The sequence below is a fragment of the Streptomyces sp. NPDC048483 genome (assembly GCF_040651455.1).
Classification (GTDB): Bacteria; Actinomycetota; Actinomycetes; order Streptomycetales; family Streptomycetaceae; genus Streptomyces.
Window position 1 is genome coordinate 1 of record NZ_JBEZJZ010000058.1, and the last position, 25,855, is coordinate 25,855.

General features: G+C 69.4%; 26 protein-coding genes and 1 pseudogene. 18 read left to right on the forward strand and 9 right to left on the reverse strand.

Going from position 1 to position 25,855, the window contains the following annotated elements; genetic code table 11:
• A partial coding sequence (locus tag AB0D04_RS25800; protein ID WP_362707646.1) for a helix-turn-helix domain-containing protein occupies positions 1-190 on the reverse strand: 190 nt, incomplete at its 3' end.
• Positions 191-456: 266 nt separating this feature from the next.
• Here AB0D04_RS25800 and AB0D04_RS25805 point away from each other — a divergent pair.
• The 4 genes from AB0D04_RS25805 to AB0D04_RS25820 all read left to right on the forward strand — a co-directional run bounded on the left by AB0D04_RS25805 (position 457) and on the right by AB0D04_RS25820 (position 3,144).
• Positions 457-1,119, forward strand: coding sequence for a DUF4097 family beta strand repeat-containing protein (locus AB0D04_RS25805; RefSeq protein ID WP_362707649.1), 663 nt, complete (start codon positions 457-459; stop codon positions 1,117-1,119).
• A gap of 205 nt (positions 1,120-1,324) precedes the next feature.
• Complete coding sequence (locus AB0D04_RS25810) at positions 1,325-2,566, forward strand: serine hydrolase domain-containing protein (protein ID WP_362707651.1); 1,242 nt, start codon at positions 1,325-1,327, stop codon at positions 2,564-2,566.
• A gap of 171 nt (positions 2,567-2,737) precedes the next feature.
• Complete coding sequence (locus AB0D04_RS25815; protein WP_362707654.1) at positions 2,738-2,929, forward strand: hypothetical protein; 192 nt, start codon at positions 2,738-2,740, stop codon at positions 2,927-2,929.
• Positions 2,930-2,961: 32 nt separating this feature from the next.
• On the forward strand, positions 2,962-3,144 hold the full coding sequence (locus AB0D04_RS25820; protein WP_362707657.1) for a hypothetical protein: 183 nt from the start codon (positions 2,962-2,964) through the stop codon (positions 3,142-3,144).
• 197 nt (positions 3,145-3,341) lie between these two features.
• Here the strand turns inward: AB0D04_RS25820 and AB0D04_RS25825 are convergent.
• Positions 3,342-3,822, reverse strand: a pseudogene (locus AB0D04_RS25825) (methyltransferase domain-containing protein); the annotation flags it as partial.
• On the opposite strand from AB0D04_RS25825, the gene AB0D04_RS25830 reads away from it, so the two are divergent.
• The 3 genes from AB0D04_RS25830 (at position 3,725) to AB0D04_RS25840 (ending at position 5,653) form a co-directional block, all read left to right on the forward strand.
• Positions 3,725-4,366: a hypothetical protein gene (locus AB0D04_RS25830; protein ID WP_362707780.1), complete on the forward strand. Its 642-nt coding sequence runs from the start codon at positions 3,725-3,727 to the stop codon at positions 4,364-4,366. The pseudogene AB0D04_RS25825 and the gene AB0D04_RS25830 overlap by 98 nt on opposite strands.
• Positions 4,367-4,475: 109 nt before the next feature.
• Complete coding sequence (locus AB0D04_RS25835) at positions 4,476-4,868, forward strand: hypothetical protein (RefSeq protein ID WP_362707660.1); 393 nt, start codon at positions 4,476-4,478, stop codon at positions 4,866-4,868.
• A gap of 299 nt (positions 4,869-5,167) precedes the next feature.
• Entirely contained in the window at positions 5,168-5,653 is a 486-nt protein-coding gene (locus AB0D04_RS25840; protein ID WP_362707662.1) for a hypothetical protein, read from the forward strand.
• Positions 5,654-5,787: 134 nt separating this feature from the next.
• On the opposite strand, the gene AB0D04_RS25845 is transcribed toward AB0D04_RS25840, so the two are convergent.
• The 3 genes from AB0D04_RS25845 to AB0D04_RS25855 are packed head-to-tail and all read right to left on the reverse strand — an operon-like array spanning position 5,788 to position 8,365.
• Complete coding sequence (locus AB0D04_RS25845; RefSeq protein WP_362707665.1) at positions 5,788-6,525, reverse strand: response regulator transcription factor; 738 nt, start codon at positions 6,523-6,525, stop codon at positions 5,788-5,790.
• Positions 6,522-7,850: a histidine kinase gene (locus AB0D04_RS25850; protein WP_362707668.1), complete on the reverse strand. Its 1,329-nt coding sequence runs from the start codon at positions 7,848-7,850 to the stop codon at positions 6,522-6,524. The genes AB0D04_RS25845 and AB0D04_RS25850 overlap by 4 nt, the downstream gene beginning before the upstream one ends.
• Entirely contained in the window at positions 7,847-8,365 is a 519-nt protein-coding gene (locus AB0D04_RS25855; RefSeq protein WP_362707671.1) for a hypothetical protein, read from the reverse strand. Before AB0D04_RS25855 ends, AB0D04_RS25850 begins: the two co-directional genes overlap by 4 nt.
• A 137-nt stretch (positions 8,366-8,502) precedes the next feature.
• Here AB0D04_RS25855 and AB0D04_RS25860 point away from each other — a divergent pair, with 137 nt between their 5' ends.
• On the forward strand, positions 8,503-8,724 hold the full coding sequence (locus AB0D04_RS25860) for a hypothetical protein (protein WP_362707673.1): 222 nt from the start codon (positions 8,503-8,505) through the stop codon (positions 8,722-8,724).
• 69 nt (positions 8,725-8,793) lie between these two features.
• Positions 8,794-9,435: a hypothetical protein gene (locus AB0D04_RS25865; RefSeq protein WP_362707676.1), complete on the forward strand. Its 642-nt coding sequence runs from the start codon at positions 8,794-8,796 to the stop codon at positions 9,433-9,435.
• A 169-nt stretch (positions 9,436-9,604) separates the two neighbouring features.
• Here the strand turns inward: AB0D04_RS25865 and AB0D04_RS25870 are convergent, their stop codons facing one another.
• A complete protein-coding gene (locus tag AB0D04_RS25870; protein ID WP_362707679.1) occupies positions 9,605-9,790 on the reverse strand; it encodes a hypothetical protein in 186 nt (61 codons plus the stop codon).
• A 174-nt stretch (positions 9,791-9,964) separates the two neighbouring features.
• Here AB0D04_RS25870 and AB0D04_RS25875 point away from each other — a divergent pair, with 174 nt between their 5' ends.
• From AB0D04_RS25875 to AB0D04_RS25890, 4 genes are all read left to right on the forward strand, one after another.
• Complete coding sequence (locus tag AB0D04_RS25875; protein ID WP_362707682.1) at positions 9,965-10,336, forward strand: hypothetical protein; 372 nt, start codon at positions 9,965-9,967, stop codon at positions 10,334-10,336.
• 517 nt (positions 10,337-10,853) lie between these two features.
• Positions 10,854-12,056, forward strand: coding sequence for a hypothetical protein (locus tag AB0D04_RS25880; RefSeq protein WP_362707683.1), 1,203 nt, complete (start codon positions 10,854-10,856; stop codon positions 12,054-12,056).
• Between the two features lie 302 nt (positions 12,057-12,358).
• Positions 12,359-12,664, forward strand: coding sequence for a hypothetical protein (locus tag AB0D04_RS25885; protein WP_362707686.1), 306 nt, complete (start codon positions 12,359-12,361; stop codon positions 12,662-12,664).
• A 242-nt stretch (positions 12,665-12,906) separates the two neighbouring features.
• Positions 12,907-13,866: a LysR family transcriptional regulator gene (locus AB0D04_RS25890; protein WP_362707689.1), complete on the forward strand. Its 960-nt coding sequence runs from the start codon at positions 12,907-12,909 to the stop codon at positions 13,864-13,866.
• Positions 13,867-14,011: 145 nt separating this feature from the next.
• On the opposite strand, the gene AB0D04_RS25895 is transcribed toward AB0D04_RS25890, so the two are convergent.
• From AB0D04_RS25895 to AB0D04_RS25905, 3 genes are all read right to left on the reverse strand, one after another.
• Positions 14,012-15,985 carry a HEAT repeat domain-containing protein gene (locus AB0D04_RS25895; protein WP_362707692.1) on the reverse strand — a complete coding sequence of 658 codons (1,974 nt, stop codon included), beginning with the start codon at positions 15,983-15,985 and terminating at the stop codon, positions 14,012-14,014.
• Positions 15,986-16,049: 64 nt separating this feature from the next.
• On the reverse strand, positions 16,050-17,804 hold the full coding sequence (locus AB0D04_RS25900) for a hypothetical protein (RefSeq protein ID WP_362707694.1): 1,755 nt from the start codon (positions 17,802-17,804) through the stop codon (positions 16,050-16,052).
• A gap of 267 nt (positions 17,805-18,071) precedes the next feature.
• A complete protein-coding gene (locus AB0D04_RS25905) occupies positions 18,072-19,685 on the reverse strand; it encodes an alpha/beta hydrolase (RefSeq protein WP_362707697.1) in 1,614 nt (537 codons plus the stop codon).
• Between the two features lie 267 nt (positions 19,686-19,952).
• Between AB0D04_RS25905 and AB0D04_RS25910 the strand changes: the two genes are divergently transcribed.
• The 5 genes from AB0D04_RS25910 (at position 19,953) to AB0D04_RS25930 (ending at position 25,839) form a co-directional block, all read left to right on the forward strand.
• Entirely contained in the window at positions 19,953-20,609 is a 657-nt protein-coding gene (locus AB0D04_RS25910; RefSeq protein WP_362707699.1) for a response regulator transcription factor, read from the forward strand.
• Between the two features lie 218 nt (positions 20,610-20,827).
• A complete protein-coding gene (locus AB0D04_RS25915) occupies positions 20,828-22,534 on the forward strand; it encodes a histidine kinase (protein ID WP_362707771.1) in 1,707 nt (568 codons plus the stop codon).
• A gap of 103 nt (positions 22,535-22,637) precedes the next feature.
• Positions 22,638-23,291, forward strand: coding sequence for a response regulator transcription factor (locus tag AB0D04_RS25920; RefSeq protein WP_362707702.1), 654 nt, complete (start codon positions 22,638-22,640; stop codon positions 23,289-23,291).
• A 93-nt stretch (positions 23,292-23,384) separates the two neighbouring features.
• Positions 23,385-24,437 (forward strand): polysaccharide deacetylase family protein, encoded by a 1,053-nt coding sequence (locus tag AB0D04_RS25925; RefSeq protein WP_362707704.1) that lies wholly within the window; start codon positions 23,385-23,387, stop codon positions 24,435-24,437.
• Positions 24,346-25,839, forward strand: coding sequence for a serine/threonine-protein kinase (locus AB0D04_RS25930; protein WP_362707773.1), 1,494 nt, complete (start codon positions 24,346-24,348; stop codon positions 25,837-25,839). Before AB0D04_RS25925 ends, AB0D04_RS25930 begins: the two co-directional genes overlap by 92 nt.
• The last annotated feature ends 16 nt before the right edge of the window (positions 25,840-25,855 follow it).

Below are 25,855 nucleotides of genomic sequence, written 5' to 3' on the forward strand. Positions count from 1 at the left end.
TGCGCTGCTGGGTGGCGCGGTGGGCCAGGTCGGCGCGGTAGCCGGTGGGGCCGCCGTTCCGTGTCACCTCACGCGTGATCGTGGAGGTCGGACGGGCCAGACGGCGGGCGATCTCGGCGTAGGCCAGGCCGTCGGCCAGCCCCACCGCGATCTGCTGGCGCTCGGCCTGGGTGAGCCTGGCTCCCGGCATCACGGCCCCCTTCATGCTTCTGCCCCACGGGGGCTCCATGGTGCTGCTCGGTGTTCCTTGACGCCTTCACCATAGCGTTCACCTTCAACACATTGCAACGGTCGACCGTCCAACGTTGCGTTAGACGAGAGAGTGTTGCAACGATTTCCTCGCTCTGACCTGCATGAACAGTGCTCTCATGCAAAGATTTCGTTGCCTAAATATAGAAAGCAACGTAGCTTTTCCATCGTTCGAAACAACGCACCGCAAGTACAAGGGAGAGAGCCATGCAGAAGTTCGACACCCCCACCCCGATCTCCGCCGTCCTGGACATCCCCGCCGGACGCGTCCAGCTCATCGCCGCGGACCGGACCGACACCGCAGTCGAGGTCCGGCCTGCGAACGCCTCGAAGGGCCGCGACGTGAAGGCAGCGGAGCAGACCACGGTCGAATACGCCGACGGAGTCCTGCGGGTCGAGAATCAGGCGAAGGACCAGTACTTCGGCCCCTCCGGATCCATCGAGGTGACGGTCAAGCTGCCCGCCGGTTCCCGCATCGAGGCCAAGGCAGCCAGTGCCGAACTCCGGACCCTCGGCCGCCTCGGCGACGTCGCTTTCGACGGCGCGTACCGCCAGATCAAGCTGGACGAGGCCGCGAGCCTCCGCCTCACTGCCGTCGACGGCGACGTCGAGGTCGGCCGGCTGGGCGGCGCCGCGGAGATCAGCACCGCACGGGGCGACATCCGCATCACCGAGGCCATGGGCGGCACGGTCGTGCTCAGCACCCAGTCCGGCGACATCACGGTCGGCGCCGCCGCCGGCGTCTCGGCCGCCCTGGACGCCGGCACCGGCCACGGCCGCATCAGCAACGCCCTCAAGAACGACGGCACCGCCGAGCTCGACATCCGCGCCACCACCCCCCACGGCGACATCACCGCCCGCAGCCTCTGACCCGCTCCCTCCAAGGAGCACCCGCAACGCCTCCGGCCATCGGGGCGAACGCGAACTCGCGAACGCCATGAACGCCGCGCCGGGGAGGCGTCCCGCACGGCGACCGCCCTGTCTGCGTGCAGCCACCGCCCAGGACGCGCCCTGCGGCCACCACACCTCACCGCGACAACCACCCACCCACGCAACCCACAAGGAGCACATAGCCATGTCCCTCAACCTCACCGGCCGGCACAGCGGCTTCTCCGAAGCGGGGCTGCGCAGATTCCGCGACGTGCTGGCGCGGCATGTGGAGTCCGGGAAGATTCCCGGACTCGTCGCCCTGGTCAGCCGGGGCGACGAGACGCACGTCGAAACGGTCGGGATGATGCGCCACGACGGTGGCGCGCCGATGCGCCGGGACACGCTCTTCCGAATGGCGTCCACGTCCAAGCCGGTCTCGATCGCCGGGGCGATGGTGCTGCTCGACGAGTGCAGGCTGCGCCTCGACGACTCGGTGGAGCAGTGGCTGCCGGAACTGGCCGACCGGCAGGTGCTGAAGCGGCTCGACGGCCCGCTGGACGACACCGCGCCGGCGCGGCGGCCGATCACCGTACGGGACGTGCTGACCTCCACGTTCGGGCTCGGCATGGATATGACGGTGCTGGGCACGCCGATCATGAACGCGGTCTTCGAGCAAGGGATCACCCCCAATCTGCCGGAGCCGATGCCCGAGCAGGACGAGTGGATGCGCCGCCTGGGCACGCTTCCGCTGATGTACCAGCCGGGGGAGCGCTGGCAGTACCAGATCAGCAGCGATCTGGTCGGCGTGCTCGTCTCCAGGGTCACGGGCCAGTCGTTCGAGTCGTTCCTGCGCGAGCGGATCTTCGAGCCGCTGGGCATGAAGGACACCGGGTTCCATGTGCCCGCCGACCAGCTCGACCGGCTGCCGCCCCTGTACGCCCCCGACCCGAGGACCGGAGAGTTCCAGGTGTGGGACGAGGCTGCGACGGGGCGCCACAGCACGCCTCCGGCGTTCCAGGGTGGCGGCGGTGGACTGAACTCCACCGCGGACGACTACCACGCCTACTTCCGCATGCTGCTGAATCACGGGATGCACGAGGGGAAGCGGATCCTGTCCCGGCCCGCCGTCGAGCTGATGACAACCAACCGCCTCTCGCCCGAACAGCAGGCTGCCCGGCACGAATTGGCCGTCAACAACGTCCATGTGTCCTTCGGCCAAGGGCAGCACGGCGGCTGGGGCTTCGGGATGGCGGTGCGCACCTACCGCGGTGACTACGCGCCCATCGGCCAGTTCGGCTGGGACGGCGGAAGCGGCACCTCGACGTACGCCGACCCGGTCAACGGGATCACCGGAATCCTGCTCACCCAGGTCGGGGCGTCCGTCCCGGACCCGGTGCACCTCATGCACGACTTCTGGACCACGCTCTACCAGGCGATCGACGACTGACACCGAGCCCGCGTCCCGCCACGCCCTTTCCTGAGCAATCCGGATACCCGGGCACCACCAGGACCGCGGGCCACCAGGACCGCGGGCCACCAGGTCCACGTTCCACCAGGACCGCGGGCCACCAGGTCCGTTCAATCGGCTTTCGTCACAGATTCAAGGGAACACACGACCATGTCCATCACCCTTACCGACCAGGACAAGCTCACCCTGCGGACCGCCGCGTACGGCGCCGTCGCTCTGCTGTCCGCCGCCGGTGCCACCCGCTCGCCCGGCAAGATCGCCACCGAGGGCTCCATCGCCTGTCCTCCGCGACCGGCCCGGTCGGGCACGTACTGGCCGAGAAGACGAAGGGCGCGACGCTGAACAGCAAGTCCGTAGCCGGAATCGCCGACCAGGTGCTGCCGGCCCTGACCACAGCGATGAGCCTGCTCAAGAAGCAGGATCCCGCAGAGGCCTACAACTTCCGCAGCACCGTCATCGTCGCCATCGAAGCAGCCACCCGGGCCCACAAGGGCGAGCCCAGCCCCACCCTGGCGGAGATGACCCGCAAGATCACCGGAGCCCTCGACGCCGCTTGATGGGATGTCAACCTGCGCAGCTGCAACTTGTCACGGGGGCCTCACTGGCCCCCGTGACACGGCGGCGTTGCGGGCGAGGGAGGGGCCGAGCCCCGCCAGGGCGGCCACGCCGGCCCCCGTCCTCTGCATCAACCTTCCCCAACAAGGGGCTCATCCGCCGCGTAGGGATGGACGTACCGGTCGTCGTTGAACGGCTTGCGCGCCGCCCTGTACCGGCCCCAGCTGCCCTGATCGGCAAGCGCCATTTTTCCCACCCGTTGTAGCCGAGTTCATCGAACTGCTCGATCAGATCCGGTAGCAGCAGGAGATCACCTCTCCTACTCGTGTGGCAGGCTTCGACGGTGTCCTGGTCCGGGGGTTCATGACGCCAGTACAGCTCGCCGATCAGCATCGTGCCGCCTGATCGCAGGCTACGTTCCAGCAGCTCGAACGTGCCTGCCAGACCGTCGCCGATCCGGGTAGCGCCGATACACGCAGCGAGATCGACCGACTCGTCGCCAACGTCACCGGACGTATTGCCGGGAACGCAGTCCACTTGCCGGGTGCCCCCAACCGGGCGGCGCATGCACGAGCCCGTTCGGTGGACACCGTGCTGATGTCCACCCCGAACCCGGTGATCCAGTGGGCGCGTGCCCAGGTGCACAGCATCTCGCCCAATCCGCTCGCGAGGCCGAGCAACTCATCACCTATCTGGGAATTGTCGAGAATGCCCGAGATGAGTTCTCTAGATGATCTTGAACCAGCCAAATCAGGCGTGAAATCGCTAATCACCTTGAGTTGTGGCGATCCACGAGATCAAGATGTCCCGACCGCAAATTTAGGGGGATATATGCTCACTCGTATTGCCGCAGCAGCCGTACTCGTCATGGGCGGCGCAGCGATTCCAGCGACGCAGGCTTCGGCCGCGGACCTCACAACGATGTCCGCCAGCGGCTGCACAGGGAATGCCGGCGGCAATGGCAGTAAGTGCATTGACGTAACCGGCACTGGACTGCACGTTAAATCCATAACGACCACGCTGACCAAGAACCACGCCGACAATTGCGGCCGCGCGACGATATCGATCGGCCGGAACTACGTCACGACCAGCGGCAAGATCTGCGCAGCCCGTGACTTCACCTTCACGGACAAGGTCGGCCTGAGCTTCCCCGACGGAACTAAGGCTTGCGCCTCGTGGAGCAACTACCCCGACGGCAGGGCCTGTATCACGATCCACAAGTGATCGACAGGTCCGCCACTTCGAGGAATTGATCAAATTGGGCGTGAAATCGCCAACCGATATTCGCGATCCACAAGATCAATGCACCTCGGCCACAGATTCAGGGGGATATATGCTCACTCGTATTGCCGCAGCAGCCGTACTCGTCATGGGCGGCGCAGCGATTCCAGCGACGCAGGCTTCGGCCGCGGACCTCACAACGATGTCCGCCAGCGGCTGCACAGGGAATGCCGGCGGCAACGGCAGTAAGTGTATTGACGTAACCGGCACTGGACTGCACGTTAAATCCGTAACGGCCACGCTGACCAAGAACCACGCCGACAATTGCGGCCGCGCGACCATATCGATCGGCCGGAACTACGTCACGACCAGCGGCAAGATCTGTGCAGCCAGTGAATTCGAATTCACGGACACGGTCGGCCTGAGCTTCCCCGACGGAACCAAGGCCTGCGCCTCGTGGAGCAACTATCCCGACAGTAGGGCCTGCATCACGATCCACAAGTGACCCGCAGAATCCCACCGTTTAGGGGAATCCACCAGTCGTAGCATCGGAAACTGCACTCGGCAGGCCGCACAGGAGCCATCTGTGCGGCCTGCCGGCGCACAGCAGCGTCCGTTCACCACGCTCGTCATCCGACCTCCGCACGGCGTGTCCCACCGACTCGGCCGGTCTCACTGACGGCGCTGCCGCCAAGTACGCTCCCAGACCAGTCACTAGCCGCCAACCAGACATGGCGCTCATGATTTACGACTAGTCTTCGTGGAGGACATGCCGCCAGCCTTGCCCTATCAAGCTGGGGTCTGATGCCGGATCAGCTCGCGTCCGGCTCGCGTGCCGCAGGAAGGAAGCCAATGACAGGGCCCAAGACGAAGAAGATGACGGGTGCGCGGTGGGCGCAGTTTGGCGGGGCAGCGATATTCTGTGGATGGTTGGCATTCCTCTGCATATCGATCAATAACGAACCGCCCAATGGATCTTCGTCACTTAATTCTCTGCGTGATGACTTGGGCAAGGCGGTGCAGGAACAAGATGCCGACCGCTTGCAGCTTCTTTTCGAGCCTGACAATCTGGCGGACACTTACGCGGAACGGTATGTCGAGCAACTCAAGGCCGCGAAGGCACGTGGACTCCGGCCGGTAGTGGAGCAGTTGCACGGTGATCGCTACGTCGTCATCAAGGGACACGGAAGTCACGGTGTGATCTGCACCCCATGGGCAGTAACGGCGAAGGAAAGTCGCTGGTATCTCGATGGGACGCCTCCGATCGCTGGAACTGTGTGCACCGGCTGAATCGGCTACAGGCAAGGGCCGCTTTGAGGACCGCCAAGCTCGCACCATCGTGTCCTTGAGCGTGGCACGGCCGCCTCGGACCGGTCGGCGTGAGAGGCAGTGGGGCCCAGCAATTGGCGAGCCCGGTGCACCGCTCAGTCCGCCAGTCCGGTGCGGTAGGCGTAGCGGACGGCCTGTGCGCGATCGCGTACGCCGGTCTTCGCGAAGATGCGGTTGATGTGTGTCTTGACCGTGGCGCGGCCGAGGTAGAGGCGTTCGCCGATCTCGGCGTTGGACAGCCCCTGCGCAATGAGTGCCAGGACCTCCGCCTCACGGGCGGTCAACGGCTCTGGCAGGGGGGCGGGGACGTCCCGCCTCGACTGAGCCGGTTGGGGAGTTGCGGTCGGGACAGCCGACGCCTCGCGGTCCGGAACTGTCGTGGACTGTGGCAGCAGGCCCGATGTGACGGTCGCGACCAGACGTTCCTGCACCACCGGATCCATCCACGTGAGGCCCTCGTGCACGGCACGGATCGCCCGTTCGATCTCGTCCGCGCCCGCATCCTTGGTGAGATATCCCTTCGCACCCGCTCGCAGTGCGGGAAAGACCGACGCGTCGTCCGCGTAGGTCGTCAGCACCAGTACAGCGATCCCCGGGGCTTCCTCGCGCAGGGTCCGGGTTGCGGCGAGGCCGTCCGTGCCGGGCATCGCCAGGTCCATCAGCACGACACTCGGGCGGTGTTCGAGGGCCGCTTCCACCGCCTCGGCGCCGTCGGCCGCACCCCCCACGACCTCCATGCCCGCATTCAGGCCGACCAGCAGCATCAGGCCCTCGCGGGTCACCCGCTGGTCATCAACGACCAGCACCCTGACAGGGGACGAGGAATCGCTCACGCCGGTATCTCCATCTCCACGGTCCAGCCCTGCTCGGCGGGGCCGGAATGGATTCGGCCGCCGACCCGTTCGATGCGCTCGCGCATGCCCCGCAATCCGTTTCCGCCGCCCGTCCACGCTTCGACGGGCGGAACGGGAACGCCGGTTTCGGCGCCGTTGTGGTCCGCTCCCGCTGCGCGGCCGTGGTCCGAGATGGTCAGCGTGGTGGACTGTGGTGTGTAACGCAGCACCACGGTGGTGGGCGAACCGGCAGCGTATCGGGCGGCGTTGGTGAGCGCCTCCTGGGTGCCCCGATAGAGCGCGAGGTTCGCCTCCGGCGTCAGCGCTCTTGGCTGCCCGGTCACCGACAGCGTGATCGGCAGCGCGAGGTCGCGGCGGCACCGGCCGACCAGGGTGGTGAGCTGGTCGCCCATGGGCACGTCGTCCCCGCGCAAGGCGGCAACGGCCCGCCGCGCGTCGGCCAGACCCTCCCGGGTCAGTTCGCCACTGCGTACGATCAGCCGGCGCAGGGCCGGGTCGACTTCGCCGCGCTCGGCGAGCTTGCGGGCGCCCTCCAGTTGCACGGAAAGCGCCGACAGGGACTGCGCCAGGATGTCATGCAGTTCCCGGGCGATGCGGGTGCGTTCAGCGACGGCGGCGGCACGTGCCTGTGCCTCACGCGAGTCCTCCAGCTCGGCGAGCAGCAGTTCGGCGTGGTCGTGACGCAGGCGGGCCTGGCGGGCGAAGACGTAGGCGACACCGAGTACGACGCACAGCAACGCACTGGCCCCGGCATTCTGGACCGCGTCGCGTGAGGGGCCGACGTAGGCGGTGATGACCGCGATCGCCACGGTCAGTGGTGCGGCCAGCAGGACGGCCAGACGCGGCCGCAGGCGCGCGAAGAGCATCGCCACAGCGGTGGCGACGGGGACCATCATCATCGAGGTCGACTGGAGCAACGCCAGCACGTTTCCGCCGGCGCCCAGGATCAGCGGTATCGCAGCGGTGGCCGCCTCTGACTTCCCCGTGTGCCGGGCCAGGGCCGCGATGGCCAGTGCCAGCAGGCACCCGGCCAGCGCCAGACTGACGACGAGACGCTCGCCGGTCACCCCCGGGTACGGCCGACCCTGCAGAACTGAGGCGGCGGTAAGGATCATGACCCCCCACAGCGCCAAGTGCATCCGCGCAGCCTGACGCGCGGCACGCTCGGCCGCACGCGACCGGGCCTGAGCCACTCTCGGACTGTCCCCCTGACAACCGCCCGGCGGCGTTGAGCTCATGCCGGACAGCATAGGAGCGGCCGGCCCCGGGAAAGCCGGGCCCGGCTGCTGACGCACGATGTTCACGCCGCCGCCGGGAGAGTGGCGGCTGTGGAAGAGGTCAACCTGTGGGCGCGGTACCGGATCGCCACCAGCCGAGCCACCACCTCGGCCAGCGCCATCAGCACGAAGGCCGCCACCCACGCCTGGGACGAGGTGATCCCGTGGGTACGGCTGAAGTCGGCGATGGCGTCACCGGCGCCATGATCGTCGGCGAAGGCGAAGCCCATCCGGAACGCCATGCCGAAGACCCACAAAGCCGCGGCGGCGAACCCCGCCTTGGCATGGACGCCGTCGGCCTTGCGCCGAAGGTGCGTGGTGAGCCCGCAGAGCACCCCGAGAGCGGCTCCCGAGCCGGTCAGCACCAGTTCAAGGACGAGATCGTTGCCGGCTGTCGGCACCGACCGCAGGTAGTACAGGGCGGTGGCGCTGATCAGTACGACCGGAAGCACCAGGTTGATCAGGTCCAGTCGACTGCCCCGAACCTGGCGCACGACGAGCAGGATGAGGATCCCGTTGACGAAGTAATCGGTGATGTTCATGGCCGCAACACTGCTTCGACTGTGCACGCCAATCGCCAGCCCCTGGGTTGAGCAGCGGGTGGACAGGGGCCTCCACCCACAGGTTGACGGGGTGTGACCGGACCGGACGCCCTGGCGTCATTCGGTAGGAAAGGGCCGTGAATTCGCCGGGCGCCGAGCCGCTCTTCGTCATCGCTCGCCGGAAGCGGGGTTTCACCGTCTCGGACCCGCACGGCCGAAAACTCGCGCGCCCGGAGTCCCGCGAGCGCCGGCGGAGCCGACTGCCCTCGTGCGACGTGATCCTCCCGGACGGCCGCACGCCGCGCGCCCGCTCGTCGGTCCCCTCGCTCCAGTTCGCCGCGTCGGGGCGTTCCCCCTGAGCACACTGTGGATGGCGGTGGTGTTCTTCGACCACCTACGCTCTTCTGGAGGACGGGTGGCCCCGAGGGTTGTCTCGCCTGCGGAACTCCGCCGCCGGCAACGGCGCCCAGAACCGAGACGAGACGGGACGCTCCAGGACACTCGCCTTCACCCGCCACCGCGACGCCAAGCGCCACGAACTGCGCCCTCGAGGCTCCGCCCCCGTCCACGTGCGCCGTGGCGCCCCCGACGGCCACCCCCTTCCCGAAGGGTGCAAGCCCCGCTTCGCCCTCGCCGCTGACCCTGCCGGTGCCTCCCCGCTCGCCGTGGTCGTCCGGAAGGACGGCGGTCGCCTCGCCGTGCTCACCCCGGACCACGAGCAGTTGGCCGAACTGCGCCTGCCGCCGCGGAAGAAGCGGTGGCGGCCCGCGTACGAGATCCACCTGCCCGACGGGACGGTGCTGCGCGGGCGGGAGGGGACGGTGCCGTCGCTGCTCCTGTGCCCGGTGCTGCTGCCGTTCGTCCTGCTGTACCTGGTTGCCCTGGCACTCTCCGACTCCCCCGCCGGCGCCACCACCGCCCCGCTGCGGACGGCCTGGAAGCGGCCCGGTGAGCTCTTTGGCCAGGCGGCCCTGACCGAGTCCGTGCGCGGCCGGTTCCGGGTCCGGGACGACAGGCTCGACCATCGGGTGGCGTACGCGCAGGCGGTGGCGAAGTACTGGGAGCGGTGACCCGCCGGCCGGCCCCGCCCTGTCGCGCTTGGTCGTCTGACCTCCACCAGCCACACCATCCGCGAGAACGACGGCGGCAAGTACGGGACAGAAGGCGGGACCCACGAGAACAGCGCCGAGCACCAGTGAGCGCTGGTCCTGGGCGCCGCAGGCAATCGGCCGGGCCTGATTACTTGGGCGGCAGCTCCGCGGTGACCTCCATGGCCCACTTCAGCCAGTCGTCCAGGACGTCGTCATCGAGGGTCTCCTCCGCCGGCACCACCCAGCTCTTCTGCTCCATGCCACCGAACACCAAAGGCTTGGTGCCGGGACGGGCGGGAGCATCAGCCATGCCGTCAGGCCCGACGCGCACCATCAGGCCCTCCTCGTACAGATTGGCCGGCGCATTGCCCTGCAAGAGGAAGGTGAGCCCGCCAAGGAGATCAAGGTGCCGTGCCTACGACGACGCGATGAGGGCGGCCAAGGGTGTTCCCGGCGAAACCCGAATCGTCAAACAGCCGCAGCTGCGCCATCCCAGGAAGGACACACGGTGGGGTCCAGCTTCTTCGTCAGCGCCGATCAGCAGCACGGCGCCTCCTGGCCGTTCTCGACCGAGCAGCTCATCGAAGCCGTGACCCGGCTCTGGCCCGGCAGTGACGTCGCAGGCGCACTCGACGATTTCCTCGAACTGGACATCCAAGCTGACGACCGTTCCTTGCCGTTTTCCTGGCAGGTCGAATACCAGGTCCTCATCTTCCCCGACCAGGATCCGCTCTCCGAACCCGCGCAGATCGTGCACCGGCTCCTTCGAGAACTGGCCCCCGGCATTCCCGCTGTCTGGTGGACCGAATTCGACGCGACGCTCGAGCCGATCGATCTGTCCCCCGACCCCGAGCCATTCATCCGGCAACTCGCCGGCTGACACCTGGCCGGAGTGACGACCCGTGTCGGCGGCCGACGTGCCCTCCCGGCAGAGGGGAGCACCGAGCCCACCGCCACCGAAGTCCCGGACGCCTCATTCGCCACCGTGCACCAGCTCGTTAGTGAGGCGTTATCGGTGCGCTAGCGATCTCCGTGAGAGTGATGGGTGTCCAAGGGCGTTGGTTGAGGGTCGCTGCGGCATTCGGCTTCCTGCCCCGCCCATCGAACCGGGGAGCAGGCGATGCGGAAGATGACGTCGGACGACGACGGTCGCGCCGGAAAGGCTGCGGCATTAGGGCGACGCCGCAGATGACCGATGTCTGCGCGACGGGCCGCCAAGGGCTCCTGGGGCCGCTTTCCTGGCTTCGGAGCGTGAGTTGCCCGCGACCCTCCGTGGAGAATTCTTCTTCTCGGGGTCGAAGCGGAACCTCAACATCCGCCTCTCCCTCTTTCTAGGCGTCCCACTTCTCTGGGCGCCTCACCCACCAGAACTTCGAACGAATGCGACGGGGACCGTTATGCGTGAATTCAGCCGCCGGGGGATATTCGGGCTCGGGATAGGAGCGGCGGCCGCGCTCTCCGTCGCAGGCTGCTCATCCTCCGGGCCGTCGGACTCCGGCAAGGTCGGAACCAAGCCCGGCCAGACGGGGAAGACCAAGCCGATAGGGGACGGCTCGACCGCGTACACCGGTAAGCAGCCCAACCAGCCGCCCGCGCCGGAGAAGCTGGAGCCGGGCCAGAAGCCACCACAGTTCGTCGTCTTCTCCTGGGACGGGGCGGGCGAGGTGGGCAATGGCCTCTTCCCGCGGTTCCGCAAGCTCGCCGAGGACCACAACGCCTCGATGACCTTCTTCCTTTCCGGGCTGTATCTGCTGCCCGAGTCGAAGAAGCGCATATACCGCCCGCCGAACAACCCCGTCGGCGCCTCCGACATCGGCTACCTCACCGATGACCACATCAGGGAGACGCTGAAGAACGTGCGCGCGGCGTGGCTGGAGGGCCACGAGATAGGCACCCACTTCAACGGCCACTTCTGCGGCGAGGGCCCGGGTTCGGTGAAGCACTGGACCCCCGCCCAGTGGGACGACGAGATCACGCAGGCCATGTCCTTCGTCACCAAGTGGCGGACCAACACCGGCTTCACCGACCTCGACCCGCTGCCCTTCGACTACAGCAAGGAGCTGGTCGGCGGCCGTACGCCGTGCCTGCTCGGCCAGGACAACCTGCTGCCCACGGCGCGCAAGCGCGGCTGGCGGTACGACGCCAGCTCGCCCGGCGGCCTCCAGGTCTGGCCCGGCAAGAAGCAGGGCCTGTGGGACTTCCCGCTCCAGGGGATACCGTTCCCCGGCCACAGCTTCCCGGTCCTCTCGATGGACTACAACATCCTGGCCAACCAGTCGAAGAACTCCACCAAGGCCCCGCCGGCCAACTACCCCGGCTGGCGCAAGCAGGCCGCGGGGGCGTACATCGGGGGCTTCAAGCGGGCCTACGAGACCAACCGCGCACCGTTCTTCATCGGCAACCACTTCGAGCAGTGGAACGGCGGCATCTACATGGACGCCGTCGAGGAGGCGGTCAAGCACATCGCCGACGAGAAGCACAAGGACGTCCGGCTGGTCTCCTTCCGCCAGCTCTGCGACTGGCTGGACGTCCAGGACCCGCAGGTCCTCGCCGGCCTGCGCGGACTTGGGGTCGGTCAGCAGTTCACCGGACGCGGCTGAGGCGTCGGGGGCAAAGAACCCCCGCCGGTGTCCCGTCCGGTCGTCCGGGCCGAACCCGGTACTGGATTCCTGCGCGTCCGGTAATTAATCCTTCCTGTTCCGGTCTTTTGCTGCGCCCGTGAACCGGCTCTGGAGTCGAGACATCGGGCAGACGGCCGATTATGCACGGTGCTGCGATAAATCGGCCCGCAATTAGTCTTTCTCTTCTGGTGTGCGGCGCGATTATCGTCGATCCGTCGAGTCGGCTCGGTGTTTTCCGTAGGGGTGGGCACCAGGCCGCGCGGAAACACCTGGGAGCATTCGTGACGGCCACACCGGAAGAACAGCAGATCACGCGGCATCGCGCCGAACCGGCCCGCCCGGCACCGCCCGGGCGACCCCCGCGCTGGAAGCAGACCCTTCTCACCTTCGTCGGTATCTATCCGATGCTGACGGTCTTCCAGCTGATCTGGGGGGAGGATCTGGCCGCCCTTTCCCTTCCGGTCCGCGTCCTGGTCATCGTCGCGGTCATTGCGCCGCTCGCCACGTACGTCGTCTTCCCGGCCCTGACCAAGCTGGCCGGCCCCCTGATGAGGCCGGCGGCGCCGCGATCGAGGCTCACCGGCTGAATCGACACCGAGACGGGGAATCACCGCACTCCAGACCCTCCGTCCACTCCGGTCAACGCCCTTTCTTTCCTGCAGAGTTGAACCATCGCTCGATTTCTGCGGTGGTTTACAGTGTGGGCGTCGCTTGAGCTGTACGGGGGGCTGGTGGCAACGAAACTCTCCACCTGGAAAACAGGGGCCGCTGAAGCTCGGACGCCCGTCCATGGGCGGCCGGCCTTCCCTTCCTCACCTGTGGTGGACACATGAATATCGAATTGCGTCACTTCCGTTACGCCATAGCCGTCGCCGAAGAACTCAGTTTCACCCGCGCCGCCCAACGCCTGCATGTCGCCCAGTCGGCACTGTCGGCACGCATCAAGGAAATGGAGGCGGAGCTCGGTGTCGCGCTCTTCCACCGGACCACTCGCCGGGTGGAGCTGACGGAGGCCGGCAGGAGATTCGTCACGGAGGCCGAACACGCCCTGCACCACCACGAAGAGGCGCTGCGGCAGGCCCGCGAGGCGGCGAGCAGCACAAGAGCCAGACTCAAGGTCGGGTTCCAAGGTGTGGCGGCGCTGGAGCTGACACCCTTGATACTCGAGGCCTTCGAGGGCCGATGTCCCGGCGTGGAAGTCGAAATGTGCCGCTACGACTGGGACGACCCGTCGGCGGGCGTCAACAGCCAAGAGGTCGACGCGGCGTTCGTACGCCCGCCGTTCCAGGCCGGCGACCTGAAGATGGAGCCGCTCTTCGCGGAGCCCCGGGTCGCGGTGCTGCCGCATCGCCACCGTTTCGCGACCCGCCCGCACGTCCATATCACCGAACTGCTCAACGAGCCCTTCGTCCTGCGCCGCAGCCCCGACCGGATCTGGGCGGACTTCTGGATGTGTGCCGAATACCGGCGGCGGCTGGACATGCCGCGGCTGGTCGAGGTCTCCAGTGCGGACGATGAGTTGCAGGCGGTCGCGACCGGCCGGGCGATCAGCATCACACCGGCCGCCGCCGCCCGCTTCTATCCGCGCTCCGGCATCGTCTACGTACCGGTGGAGGGCGTGAGCCCCAGTACCGTCGCGCTCGCCTGGTCGCACAGCGCCACGAATCCGGCGGTGGCGGCCTTCGCCAAGGCGGTCCGACAGGTCTGCCGCACCAAGCCCCATATCCTGCGGACGATCACCGACCCGACGCGCACACTCACCCAGGACCTGCGGGGATGCGCGGGGTGACCGGACCCCGCACGGCAGGCCGAGGACGGCCGCGATGGCGACCTGCTCGGGGAGCCCGGCACCGATGCCGGCCCGGAGCGCGCTGCCGCGGCGCGCCGCGAGCCGTGCGGCGTTCGGAGGGGCCGATCGGTGTCAACTGCCCAGGTCAGCCGGTCGCCGCGAGCAGCTCGTCGACGGCGGTGCGGAGGGTTTCGTCTTCGGCGAAGCCGCGCCAGCCGCCGCTGAAGCGAAGACGCCGGTCGAGGAGCGGGACGCCGCGCAGGAGACGGGCGGCGGGCCGGGCAGCGGGGCCGATGCGGGTCAGGTAGCGCACCGCGGCGAGCCGGACCGGCACGTATGTGCCGTCGGCCAGCTCCTCGACGGCCGCGAGCAGGGCGGGGACGGCGTGCTCGGTGTCTCCGGTCGCGGCCCACAGGGCGTGCGCGGCTTCGACGCTGGTCCAGGTATCGGTGGCGGTGGTCAACGTCCGGAGCCGGTCCGCGTGGCCGACGGCGTGCGGGCCGAGGTCGGCCAGCTTGCGCAGGGCGAGGTGCGGGAAGCGGTCCGCGGTAGCGGCGGGACCCAGCACCTTCAGGGCCGGGCCGGGGTCGCCGCCGGTCCTCCAGTACGCCCATGCCGCAAGTTCGGCGTCCGCACCGTCGGCGGTCGACCGTGCCAGCAGCAGATCGCGGGCCGTGTCGTCCGCTGCCCCGATGCCGGCCAAGGCCTGCGCGGCCGGGATCCAGGTGCGGTCGTTCGTCAGCAGGCGGCGAAGCTGCGGTACGGCCGCCTGCGCGCTGGGTCCCCAGTCGGCGAGCGTCCGGCAGAGCTGCTCGAGCAGGCGGACGTCCGTGTCGGTGCCGAGGCGCTCGCAGATCGCCGGCAGGAGCGCCTCGACGTGGTCCGGCAGGCAGGCCAGTGCCTCGTGGAGCGAAGGGAGGACCACGAAGTGGAACGGGTCGGCGGGGTAGAAGGACGTGACGGACGCGAAGCCGGACGGGGTGCCGGCCAGCAGCTCGACCAGGCCCGGCACGCACCGCGGATCGTTCCGCCGCGCCAACGCCCACAAGGCCGCCTCGCCCACGGTCTCGCCCCCGCGTGTCGGCCGGGCGGCGCTGTCGGCCAGCAGATCGGCGACCCCGTCGGCAGGAGCGGCGGCCGACGGGCCAAGGCAGGCCAGCAGCTCGACCGCGCGGAAACGCACCTCGGCGACCGGGTCGTCCAGCCGCGCGACGATCACCGGCAGCAGCTCGGGCGCCGGTGAGCGCCACCTGGCCAGCAGGTGACCTGCCTGCCCCAAGGCGCCGATGCGCCGCTCGTCGTCGGGATGGTCCGCCAGCAGGCCGAGCGCGAAGGCAGGGGACGGGCCGGAGAAGAGTTTCGCCGTCCAGACCTGGACACCCCGCACCCCGCGCCCCGCCGAGCCGGTGTGCCGCCACAGCTCGACGCCCGGATCCCGGAGCGCGTCCAGTACGTGGTCAAGGCATCGCGCCGGCAGATCGGGGTCGCTCGGCGCGAGGGCGTGCACCGCCGCCAGCCGGAGCTGCGGTTCCGCGGCGGCGAGCAGCCCACGAAGGACCGCACGGACCTCGTCGGCCCGGTCGCCGGCCGGCGCGCGCCGGACCGCCCGGCCGAGTGCCAGAGCCAGGTCGAGACGGGTCGCCGGCTCGCTCTCCGCGTGCCAGCACCGCAGGAGCGCGGGCAGGGTGCGCTCGCCGGGGCTCGTGCAGTCACCGATCACGCCTGCCGCGGCCCCCCGGATCTCCGGATCGGGATCGTCCAGCAGGGCCAGCATGTCGGGCAGGCCCCGTTCCCAGGCCGGGGCCCAGCCGGCGGCCAGGAACCGTTCACGGACCTCCCCGGCCTCCGCCACGAGCGTGGCCAGCAGATCCAGCACCGTGCTCCGGCTCGGCACATCCGGCTCGGAGGCCAGGCGCAGCAGAAACGGAAGTGCGGCCGCGGCGGCGGAGCAGATCCATCCGCCCTGGTGGAACAGGAGCTCGAGCAGATCGTCCGCCGCGTGCTGGGAGTCCGCCGGATCCGGGCCCGCGCACCGGCGCAGCAGCCCGGGCACATCCTCGGCGGACCCGTGATTGTGCCGCAGCCCCGCCCAATCGATCGCGTCCAGCCCCTCACCCATGCGCGCGACCCTACCGGTGCGGTCCGTAAGCGGGCCTGGCGGTAGGGTCGCGCGCCGGCGAACGTCAGTAGCCGTGAGGGGGGCGGTTGGGGTCGAACTGCTGGACCCTCGCGGCGAGATTGGAACCGTCGATGGCGACGCCGTACTTGGTGCGTACGTACCGGATCGCGGCGGCGATCGATGCCACAGGGTCGTAGATGCTCATCGAGGTATTGGGGGCATGGCGCTGAGCGAACGTCTGCGGGATGCACTGCAGGATGCCCCGGGAGCACTGGAACGGAGTGAGCTCGCCGTTCAGCCTTCGTAGCGGCTCTTCGGGCCGATAGCCGTCCCCGAAGTCCTTGACCTTGCTGAAGCCGGGCGGCGTGATGGCGTTGCTGTCCCACAGATTGCAGACGTTGGGGTTGCCGGACGACTCGCGCGAGACGGCCAGCTGGATCCCCTTGATCCAGTGGAGGCTCGCTTGGGCTCCGGCCGCCGCACACGCCGCCCTGATCCAGGTCTCCAGCATGCCCTGGCTCTGGCCCGTGTACCGCTCGAACGTCACCTGCTTCGGGTCGATCTTCCCCGTGCCGTCGGCGCCCGGCGCCCCGCCCGCCGACGGGGAACCGGCACTCACCCGGAACAGTCCGGCGCGCTGCCCGAGCTCCGTCAGCGACTGCCCGCCGGGTGCCCCGGCGGCGTCACTGCCGGCGAAGTGCAGCATCGTACGGCGGAATTCGTCGTAGAGCGCCTGGGTGGCGGTCTCGAAGAGCCCCCGCTCGTCGGTGACGGCCGTATGCATGACTTTCTCGAGCCCGTCCTGCACCAGAGCAACATCGGCCCGCGCGTTGGCGGACCCGGCCGGCTGCGCCTGCTCCTCCTCGGCAGTGTGCGTCGAGGCCCAGATCACCTGGTTCAGGCTGACCGAGGGCAGCTCCAGGGCCGGCGACGAGCCCGCCCGTACGTTGAACAGCCCTGACCGCTTGCCCAGTTCGACCAGCTCCTGCGTGCGGGGGACGCCATCGCCGTCCGCCTCGGAGTAGCCCAGCTTCTCTCGGCAGAACCTCTCGAAAAGCTGCTGCGTCTCCGCCTCGAACACGGAGTGCGGGTCGCCCGGGGTGACGCCCATGACCTTCTCCAACGCGTCCTGCACCAGGGCCACATCGTCCGCCGGGTTGCCGTTGCCCTCCCCCATGGCCTGTTCCTCGGCCATGGCGTGGGTGGCCGCCCAGACGAGCTGCTCCGAGGACACCCACGGCAACGCCGCCTCGAGCGGCGTCTCGGGCGACGCATCGAACTCACGGGACTCGGCGGTGGCCAGATAGGTACACCCGGGTTTGTTCTTCAGACCCGGGTCGGCCGTGACAATGCCGTCCGCGAAATCCGGCAGCCCGTAACCGTAGACGTAATTATCCCTGCGGGCCCGCTTCTTCAGGTATACGCCGTTGCCCTCGGCCGAACCGTTGGCGTTGGTGTTTCCTTCGATGGTGTACACGGTGTCGGCGTCGTATTTGTAGACGAGCCCGACGTGCGTTCCTCCCGTGTGGCCGAAAAACACCATCGCGCCGATCGCGGGATAGTACGAGAACCTGCCGCGGCTCTTGTACCAGTTGACACCGGCCGCGCACGAGGCGGTGACCGGTGCCAGGCTCTTCACGTCGGCCTGCTGGAAGGCCCAGGACTGAAAGGTCTGACACCATGCCTGGTTCTGTGACCACTCCAGTCCGGGAACGGTCGGCGAATACTTCTGGTTGTTGTTGTAATGGCCGTTTGAGAAACCTTCGCGGTACCCCACCTCGGCCTTCTCAATGGCAATGAGGGTGTCCGTCTGACCCACGGTCTCCCCTTTCCCGCAACCTCAGGCCCCGGAAAAGGAGAGGCACTTGGCCACCGGCTTACCGGGCACATGACATTGCTGTGATGAAGGGCTCCAGCCCTGGCTCTTTCTCCGCGAAAGGGGAGCCAGTGGCAATGCGGCCGGTAGATCCACGCTACTGCCGGTGGTGGGGTCCCGCATCTCGCAACTCGGGAGCGGGCACTGCCTTCTGCGGTGTCCGCCGGAAGGCAGCCCGTGGCGCCCGAGTTGCGTCGTACGCGGCCGGCGTTATGCGCAGGTGGTGCCGGCTGCCGGGACCTTGCCGTCCAGCAGGTAGCCGTCCACGGCCTTCTTCAGGCAGGGGTTGCCGCTGTTGTAGCCGCCGTGGCCCTCGCCCTTGAGGGTGAGCTCGATGCCCACGCCGTCGCCCAGCTCCCCGGCCATCTTCCTGGCACCTTCGTACGGGGTGGCCGGGTCGCCGGTGTTGCCGATGACGACGATCGGGGCCGACCCCTTGGCGCCGACCTCGGTCCGGTCGGTCTTGCCGGCGACCGGCCAGCCGGTGCAGCCGGTCATGCCCCAGGCCATGGACTCGCCGAAGACCGGCGACGCCTTGCGGAACTCCGGCATCTTCGCCTTCACATCGGCGACGGTGTAGCGCCGCTTGTCGTCCACGCAGCTGATGGCACGGTTCGCGGCGGCGGTGTTGTGGTAACGGCCCTGCTCGTCACGGCCGTTGTAGCTGTCGGCGAGCGCCAGCAGCACATTGCCCTGGCCGCGCGTCGTCGCCTCGGTCAGCGCCATCGTCAGCGGCTCCCAGCTCTCCTTGTCGTAGAGCGCGGCCACGACGCCGGTGAGCGCCAGGTCCTGGGTGAGCTTGCGGCCGCCCTCGGTGGGCAGCGGGTGCTGGTCGAGTTTCTTCAGCAGCGCGGCGAGCTTCTGGCTGCCCTCGTCCCCGCCCCCGCCGGTCGGACACGCGGAGCCCTTCGTGGCGGCGCAGTCCTTCATGTAGTTGTTCAGCGCGAGCTGGAAGCCCTTCGCCTGGCCGATGGCGCCCTGGAGCGGATCCTCGGTCGGGTCGACCACGGCGTCCAGCACCGCGCGTCCGACGTTCTTGGGGAAGAGGTGGGCGTAGACGCCGCCGAGCTTGGTGCCGTACGAGATGCCGAAGTAGTTCAGTTTCCTGTCGCCGAGGACCGCACGCATGAGGTCCATGTCGCGGGCGGCGCTCACGGTGTCCACATGCGGAAGTGTGGTGCCGGAGTTCCGTTTGCAGCTCTCGATGTACCTCTTGTTGGCGTCGGCCGCGGCCTTGAGCTCGGACGCGTCGTCCGGCGAGCCGTCGATCGCGGCCGAGGCGTCGGTCTCCTTGTCGCTCAGGCACGTCACGCCCGCGCTTCCGCCGACGCCGCGCGGGTCGAAGCTGACCAGGTCGTAGCGCGAGCGCAGGGTGTCGTAGTCCTTGGCGAGGCCGGGGAGCCCGGTGATGCCGGAGCCGCCGGGACCGCCGAAGTTGAAGATCAGCGAGCCGATGCGGGTGCCCTGGTCCTTGGCCTTGGCGCGGATCAGCGCGAGGTCGATCGTCTCGCCGCCTGGCTTGGCGTAGTCGAGGGGTGCCTTGAGCGTGGCGCACTCCCAGGCGCCGCCCGGTGCCTTGCCACCGCCCTGCGCGGGAGTCGGTGCCGCGCACGTGGTCCAGCGGAGCTTCTGCCCGGTCAGCGAAGCCGGCAGCGCGCTGGTGGCCGGGCCGGAACGCGCCGAGGAGGACGAGGACGCGTCGTTCGAAGGGCGTGACGACTTCGAGGGGCTGTTGCCGTCGCATCCGACGACTGCGGTGGCGATCACGACGGCGGCTGCGCTCAGCGCGCCGGCCCGTACGGCCTTCTTGGCGGCTATGGACATGAGGCAATTCCGATCTTTCGCACCGGGCGCGAGGACGGCGGAGAGCACGGACGCCTCGGGCGAGCGGTGACGGCTGGCGGGAAATCGGCCGTCCGCACCCTCCGGCTGATCATGTTGATCACGGTGCGCGGCGCTTCTCGCCGGTGCGGAACCGATGCCACCAGCCTGGCAGCGGATCGTCGCCCGGTGATCAGCCTCAGGGGCCGATCGGCCCTCACCCCGCAGGAGGACCCGCCGAACGAAAGTCTCCCCCGGTACGGTGAGGCGGTGATCCGAGTACTTCTCGTCGAGGACGAGGACCTGATCCGTACCGGGCTGCGCATGATCGTGGACAGCGGTGCGGACATCACCGTCGTCGCGGAGGCGGGGGACGGCGCGACCGCGATCGACGCCGTACGGGAACACCGGCCCGATGTCGTGATCATGGACATCCAGATGCCTCGTCTGGACGGCCTGGCAGCGACCCGGCGGATCACCGCGCTGCCGGATCCTCCCGCCGTCCTGCTGCTCACCACGTTCGACCTCGACGCGCATGTGGACGCGGCGGTGGAGGCCGGCGCCTCGGGGTTCCTGCTCAAGAACACGCACCATGAGGATCTGCTGGCAGCGGTACGGGCCGTGCACCGGGGAGACGCGATGCTCTCCCCGTCCGTGACCCGACGCGTCCTCAGGCTGGCGAGCGCGGCGGTGCCCGCCGCCTCCGCGGCCGCCGCGGCACGCCTGGACCGTCTGACCGAGGGGGAGCGGGAGGTCCTTGCCCTGGTGGGCGGCGGTCTGTCCAACGCGGCGATCGCGGCCCGGCTGAAACTGACCGAGCCGACCGTGAAGAGACGGGTGAGCGGGCTGCTGGCCAAGCTCGGCTGCGACAACCGGGTCCAACTGGCCATCGCGGCCATCGACGCGCGGATCGTGCCCCTCACGTAGTCGGCCCGATGCCGTTCCGCTGCCCCGGTGCGACTTTCGTCGTTGGCCATCGAGACCGACGGCGGGTGCGCTGCCCGGCTGTCGCTGCCTACCGTGGCCGCGTGACTCGTACGGAACGTAGGGACCTTGTGGCATCGGCTCGCCACGCGCTGACGGCCGGGCTGCGCTCGGCGCCCCGGCGGCTGACCGATCCGGGCCGGGCACTGTTCGCCCCCGGGATGTGGACCCCCTGGCGCATCGTGGGCGAACTGCTGCTGAGCACGGTGATCGGGCTGCTGGCGGCGGGCGCCGAGGCCCTGGCCGACAGCGGCCCCCTGCAGATCGGCGCGGTGGCCGTCGCCGCCAAGCTGCTGACCCTGCTGCGCCGGGTGCTTCCCGCGACCGTCCTCCTGCTCGCCGCCGTGGGCATGCCCGTGTTCGCCGGCCTCAGCCCGCTGGTCCTCGTCGCCGCCTGGTCGGCCGGGCGACGGATCGACGGGGTCGGCAAGGCGGCCGGCACTTTCACCGTCGCGTACGTCCTCACCCTCGGCCTGACCGTCCTGTACGAGGCGCCCGGCTCCCCGGCGGCCTTTGCCGTCGCCGCCCCGTTGCCGCTGGTCATGATGGTCGTACCCGGCCTGATCAGCCGCTACTGGTCGCAGCGCCGCGCACTGGAGGGCACCCTGCGCGAGTACAACGCCCAGCTGCTGCGCGAGCGCGCGATGATCGCCGGACAGGCCCGGATGCGGGAGCGCCAGCGCATCGCGCAGGACATGCACGACAGCCTCGGCCATCAGCTCACCCTCATCGCGGTGCACACCGGCGCGCTGGAGGTGGACCGGGAGCTGACCGGTCGGCAGCGGGAGGCCGTGGGGGTGCTGCGGGAGGCGTCGGTGGCCGCGATGCACGAGCTGCGCGAGGTGGTGGGGCTGCTGCGGGACGGCACGGAGGCCCCTGGCCAGGACGGCGCCCCGCATGCCCTCAAGGCCATGGGGGAGGAGGAGGCCACGGCGCCGTCGCGCGGGGTGGCAGGCATCGAGGGCCTGGTGGAGGCGTCCCGGGGCGCGGGTGCGGCCGTGGAGCTGCGGCGCTCCGGTGAACCGCGCCCGCTCGCCCCGACCGCCGATCACGCGGCGTACCGCGTCGCGCAGGAGGGCCTGACCAACGCCCACAAGCACGCCCCGGGCGCCTCGATCACCATCGAGCTGCGGTACGAGCCGGACGCGCTGGTCGTCGAAGTCGCGAACGGCCCCGCCCCCGAGACGACGGACACCGGCCGGAGTGTGGTGAGCGGCGGTCAGGGGCTGACCGGGCTCGGGGAGCGGACCCGGCTCATCGGCGGCATGGTGCACGCGGGCCCGACGGCGGACGGCGGCTTCCGGCTGGCGGGCGTGCTGCCGTACACCTCGCCGGAGGGCGGGGCCCCGAGGCATCCGTCCCCGAACGCGGCGACACCCTTCGTCGGTCCCCCGGACGACGTTCGGCGGCAGAACCCGGCGGGCGCCCTCGGCGAGGGTGATCCGGTCATCGACCGGGACGGTCTGCCGAAGGAGCTGGCCAAGGCAATGAGCAGGGACAAGAGGCGAAGCGGCATAGCCATTGGCTGCGGGCTGGCGGCACTGATCGGTCTGCTGGTGGTGATCGCCGTCGTGATCGGGGTGGCCTTCCTCATCAGTGAGATGGACAAGGGCATGATCGAGCCGAAGCAGTACGACGCGATGCAGGTGGGCCGGTCCGAGGCGGAGGTCCGCGAGAAGCTGCCGCACGGGAACACGTTCCTGACCGACGATCTGGACAAGGGCGCGCCGCCCGAGCCCAAGGGGGCCGAGTGCCTCACGCTGATGTCCTCCGAGACCAGCAGCAGCTGGGACAAGGAGCCGGTGTTCCGGTTCTGCTTCAAGGACGGCAAGCTGATCGAGAAGAAGTCCTTCGAGGCCCAGAACTGAAGGGGACCGGGCCCCTGACGTCCGGGCGGGCGGCCCGTCCGGGGATGATGTCGGGGTGGCCGCGGGGACGACCGCCCAGAACAGCGCAGGAGAGGCGAGAGTCGTGATCAGGGTTCTCGTCACGGATGACGAGCCGCTCATACGGGCCGGCATCAGGATGATTCTCACCTCGGCCGACGACATCGACGTGGTCGCGGAGGCGGCCAATGGCCGCGAAGCGATCGAACTGGCCCGCGCCCAGCGGGTGGATGTGGCGCTGCTCGACATCCAGATGCCGGTCATGGACGGGCTGACGGCCCTGGCCGAACTGCGCCGGACCGTGCCCGACACCCGGGTACTGATCCTCACCACCTTCGGTGCGCAGCAGAACGTGCTGCGCGCGCTGACCGAGGGCAGTGCGGGCTTTCTCCTCAAGGACTCGGCGCCCGCGGAACTCATCCGCGCGGTGCGCGCCGCGGCGGCCGGAGACGCGTACCTGTCGCCGGGCGCCACCCGCCATGTCGTGGACTCGCTGGCGTCCGGCCGGGCCGCGCTCCGCGCCGAGCAGGCCCGCCGCCGGCTGGAGACACTGACGCACCGCGAGCTGGAGGTCCTGGCCCTCCTGGGCGAGGGCCGCTCCAACGCGGACGCCGGCCGGCGGCTCCACATGAGCGAGGCGACGGTCAAGACCTATGTGAGCCGCATCCTGGCCAAGCTGGGCTGCGAGAACCGGGTACAGGCGGCACTGCTGGCACGGGACGCGGGCCTGGAGGGCTGACCGTCCAGGGGCACGCCGGTCCCGAGGTCCGCATGCGACCGGTGCGCGCGCAGTCGGCTCAACTCCGGTGCTTCGGGCGCCGATGGCTTGCGTGTGACTCCTTTCTCGAAGGCCGTGGGACGGGCCGCCCGGGGGCTGCTGGCCGTGGCGATGCTGGGCGCGGCTGCCGTCCCCGCCGGCGGGCAGAGCGGCGTGGCCGCGTCGCCGCCGGGCGACCGTCCGCGGGCGGTGACCGGGGGCTGCCCCGCCCCGGATGCGGTGCGGAAGCTGTACGGGTCCGAGAACCGCACGATGCGCACGCGGCGGCGCGTGATGGCGCTGACGTTCAACGCGGCATGGAACGAGAAGGGCATCGCCACGGTTCTCGGCGTGCTGCGGCGCCGGCACGCCCCGGCCACCTTCTTCCTGACCGGTGACTTCGCCCACCGCTACCCCGCACAGGCCCGTACCCTCGCGGCGGCCGGACACGGAATCGGCAACCACTCCTACAGCCACCCCCACTTCGCGGCGCTGCGCCCCTCGGAGCGGGCGGCGGACGTGCTGAAGGCGGACCGGGCCCTTCGCGCCGCCACCGGGGCGGCGCCGTTGCCGTTCTTCCGCTTCCCCTACAGCGAAACCTCCCCGCAGGAGATCGCCGAGGTCAATGCCCTCGGATTCGCCGATATCGAGTTCACCACCGACACCAACGGCTACCTCGGTACGCCGGGCGGCATGTCCGTGCGCAGGGCCGTCCGCCGCGCAGTCGGCGCCCTGGAAGCCGGCGCGATCCTTCAGATGCACGTCGGCTCGCGGGACGGGCGGGACTCCGTACTCGACGCACAGGCCCTGCCCGGGATCATCGACGCCGTCCGCGCCCGCGGCTACGAGATCACCGACCTGCGGGACCTTCTCGGCGCCCGGGAAATCGGCTGCCATGGCCATGCAACCGGCACGCGCTTATGGTGCTTCCGCAATCTGTTCGGGCGTGCGGGGAAAAGTAGGTCACACAGTGTCCGATCTGGGACGGCTCATAGCCAACCGTTATCGGCTGGTGGAGCGTGTGGGCCGCGGCGGTATGGGCACGGTGTGGCGGGCGGAGGACGAACTGCTCGGCCGGCACGTCGCCGTGAAGAAACTGCACCTTCCGCCGCACCTGCAGGACGATGAGATCCAGCGGCTGTACGAGCGCACCCGCCGCGAGGCCCGCAGCGCCGCCCGGATCACCCACCCCAACGTGATCGTGGTGCACGACGTCGTCGATGACGAGGGCCTGCCGTGCATCGTGATGGAGTACATCCCCTCGGTCACGCTGAGCGACGTGGTGAAGCGGCAGGGTGCGCTGGAGCCCGGCGAAGCGGCCCGGATCGGACGCGGCATGGCCGCCGCGCTGCGCGCCGCGCACGACGCCGGGGTGCTGCACCGGGACGTCAAGCCCGCCAACGTTCTGCTCGGACACGACGGGCGCATCGTCCTCACCGACTTCGGGATCGCCGTGGAGTCCGGAACGCCGTCGCTGACCCGGACCGGCGAGCTCGTCGGGTCGGTCCAGTACCTCGCGCCCGAACGCCTGCGGCCCGGGATCGCCGAGCCCGGCCCCGCCTGTGACCTGTGGTCCCTCGGAGCGACGCTGTACCAGGCGGTCGAAGGGCGTCACCCGTTCCAGCGGGACACCGCGATCGAGACGGCGTACGCCATCGCCGTGGACGCGCACGAACCCCCGCGCGGCGCCGGAGACCTGACCCCGGTGATCGAGGGCCTGCTGGTGAAGGATCCCGGCCGGCGCATGGACGCCCACGAGGCCGAACGTCTCCTGAGCCGCGCGACCGGGACGGGGACCGACGCCCTCGGGATCGCCTCCGTCGGGATCGCCGCCCCCGGAACCGCCTCCCTCGAGCCGCCCACGCGGCCGGAGCGGGTGGGCGACTCCGTGGCCCCTGCGCCAGGGCGGCGCGGGCGCGGCCGCCGCGCGGCACTGTGGTGCGTCGCAGCGGTGGTGGCCGCCGCCACCGTGACGGGCGGCGTGGTGCTGTGGCCCGGGGACAGTGCCGCTTCGACGGACGCCCCTCCGCCCAAGGCCCGCGCCTCCTCCCGCCCTCCGCAGCCCAGCCCTTCCCCGCCGCCACCGCTTCCCGCCGGATACCACCTCAAGAAGGCGGCCCAGGGCTTCTCCGTCCCCGTACGGGACGGCTGGACCTTCAAGAAGTTGCCCGGCGGTGAGCTCGGCTACATCGACCCGACCCAGCTGGTGGGCCTGCGCGTCAATGTCGTCGAGTTCGCGGGGTCCGATCCGCTCCGGCACTGGCGCGAGACCGAAGAGGCCCAGACGCGTCGCGACAACCGGGACTATGAGCGGGTCAGGATGGGCCCCACGACGTTCCGGGGACGGCCGGCCGGGTACTGGGAGTTCACGTTCATGGGGGACGTGCGGGAGTACCGGGGGGTGGAGCTGGCCTTCAGCGGCGCCGACAACACGCAGTACGTGGTCTATCTCTCCGCACCGAACGAGCAATGGCAGGAGTACCGGCCGATGTTCGACACCGCGGTCAAGGGAATCCGCCTCCGCGAATAGGCTCCGCCGTCCGGGC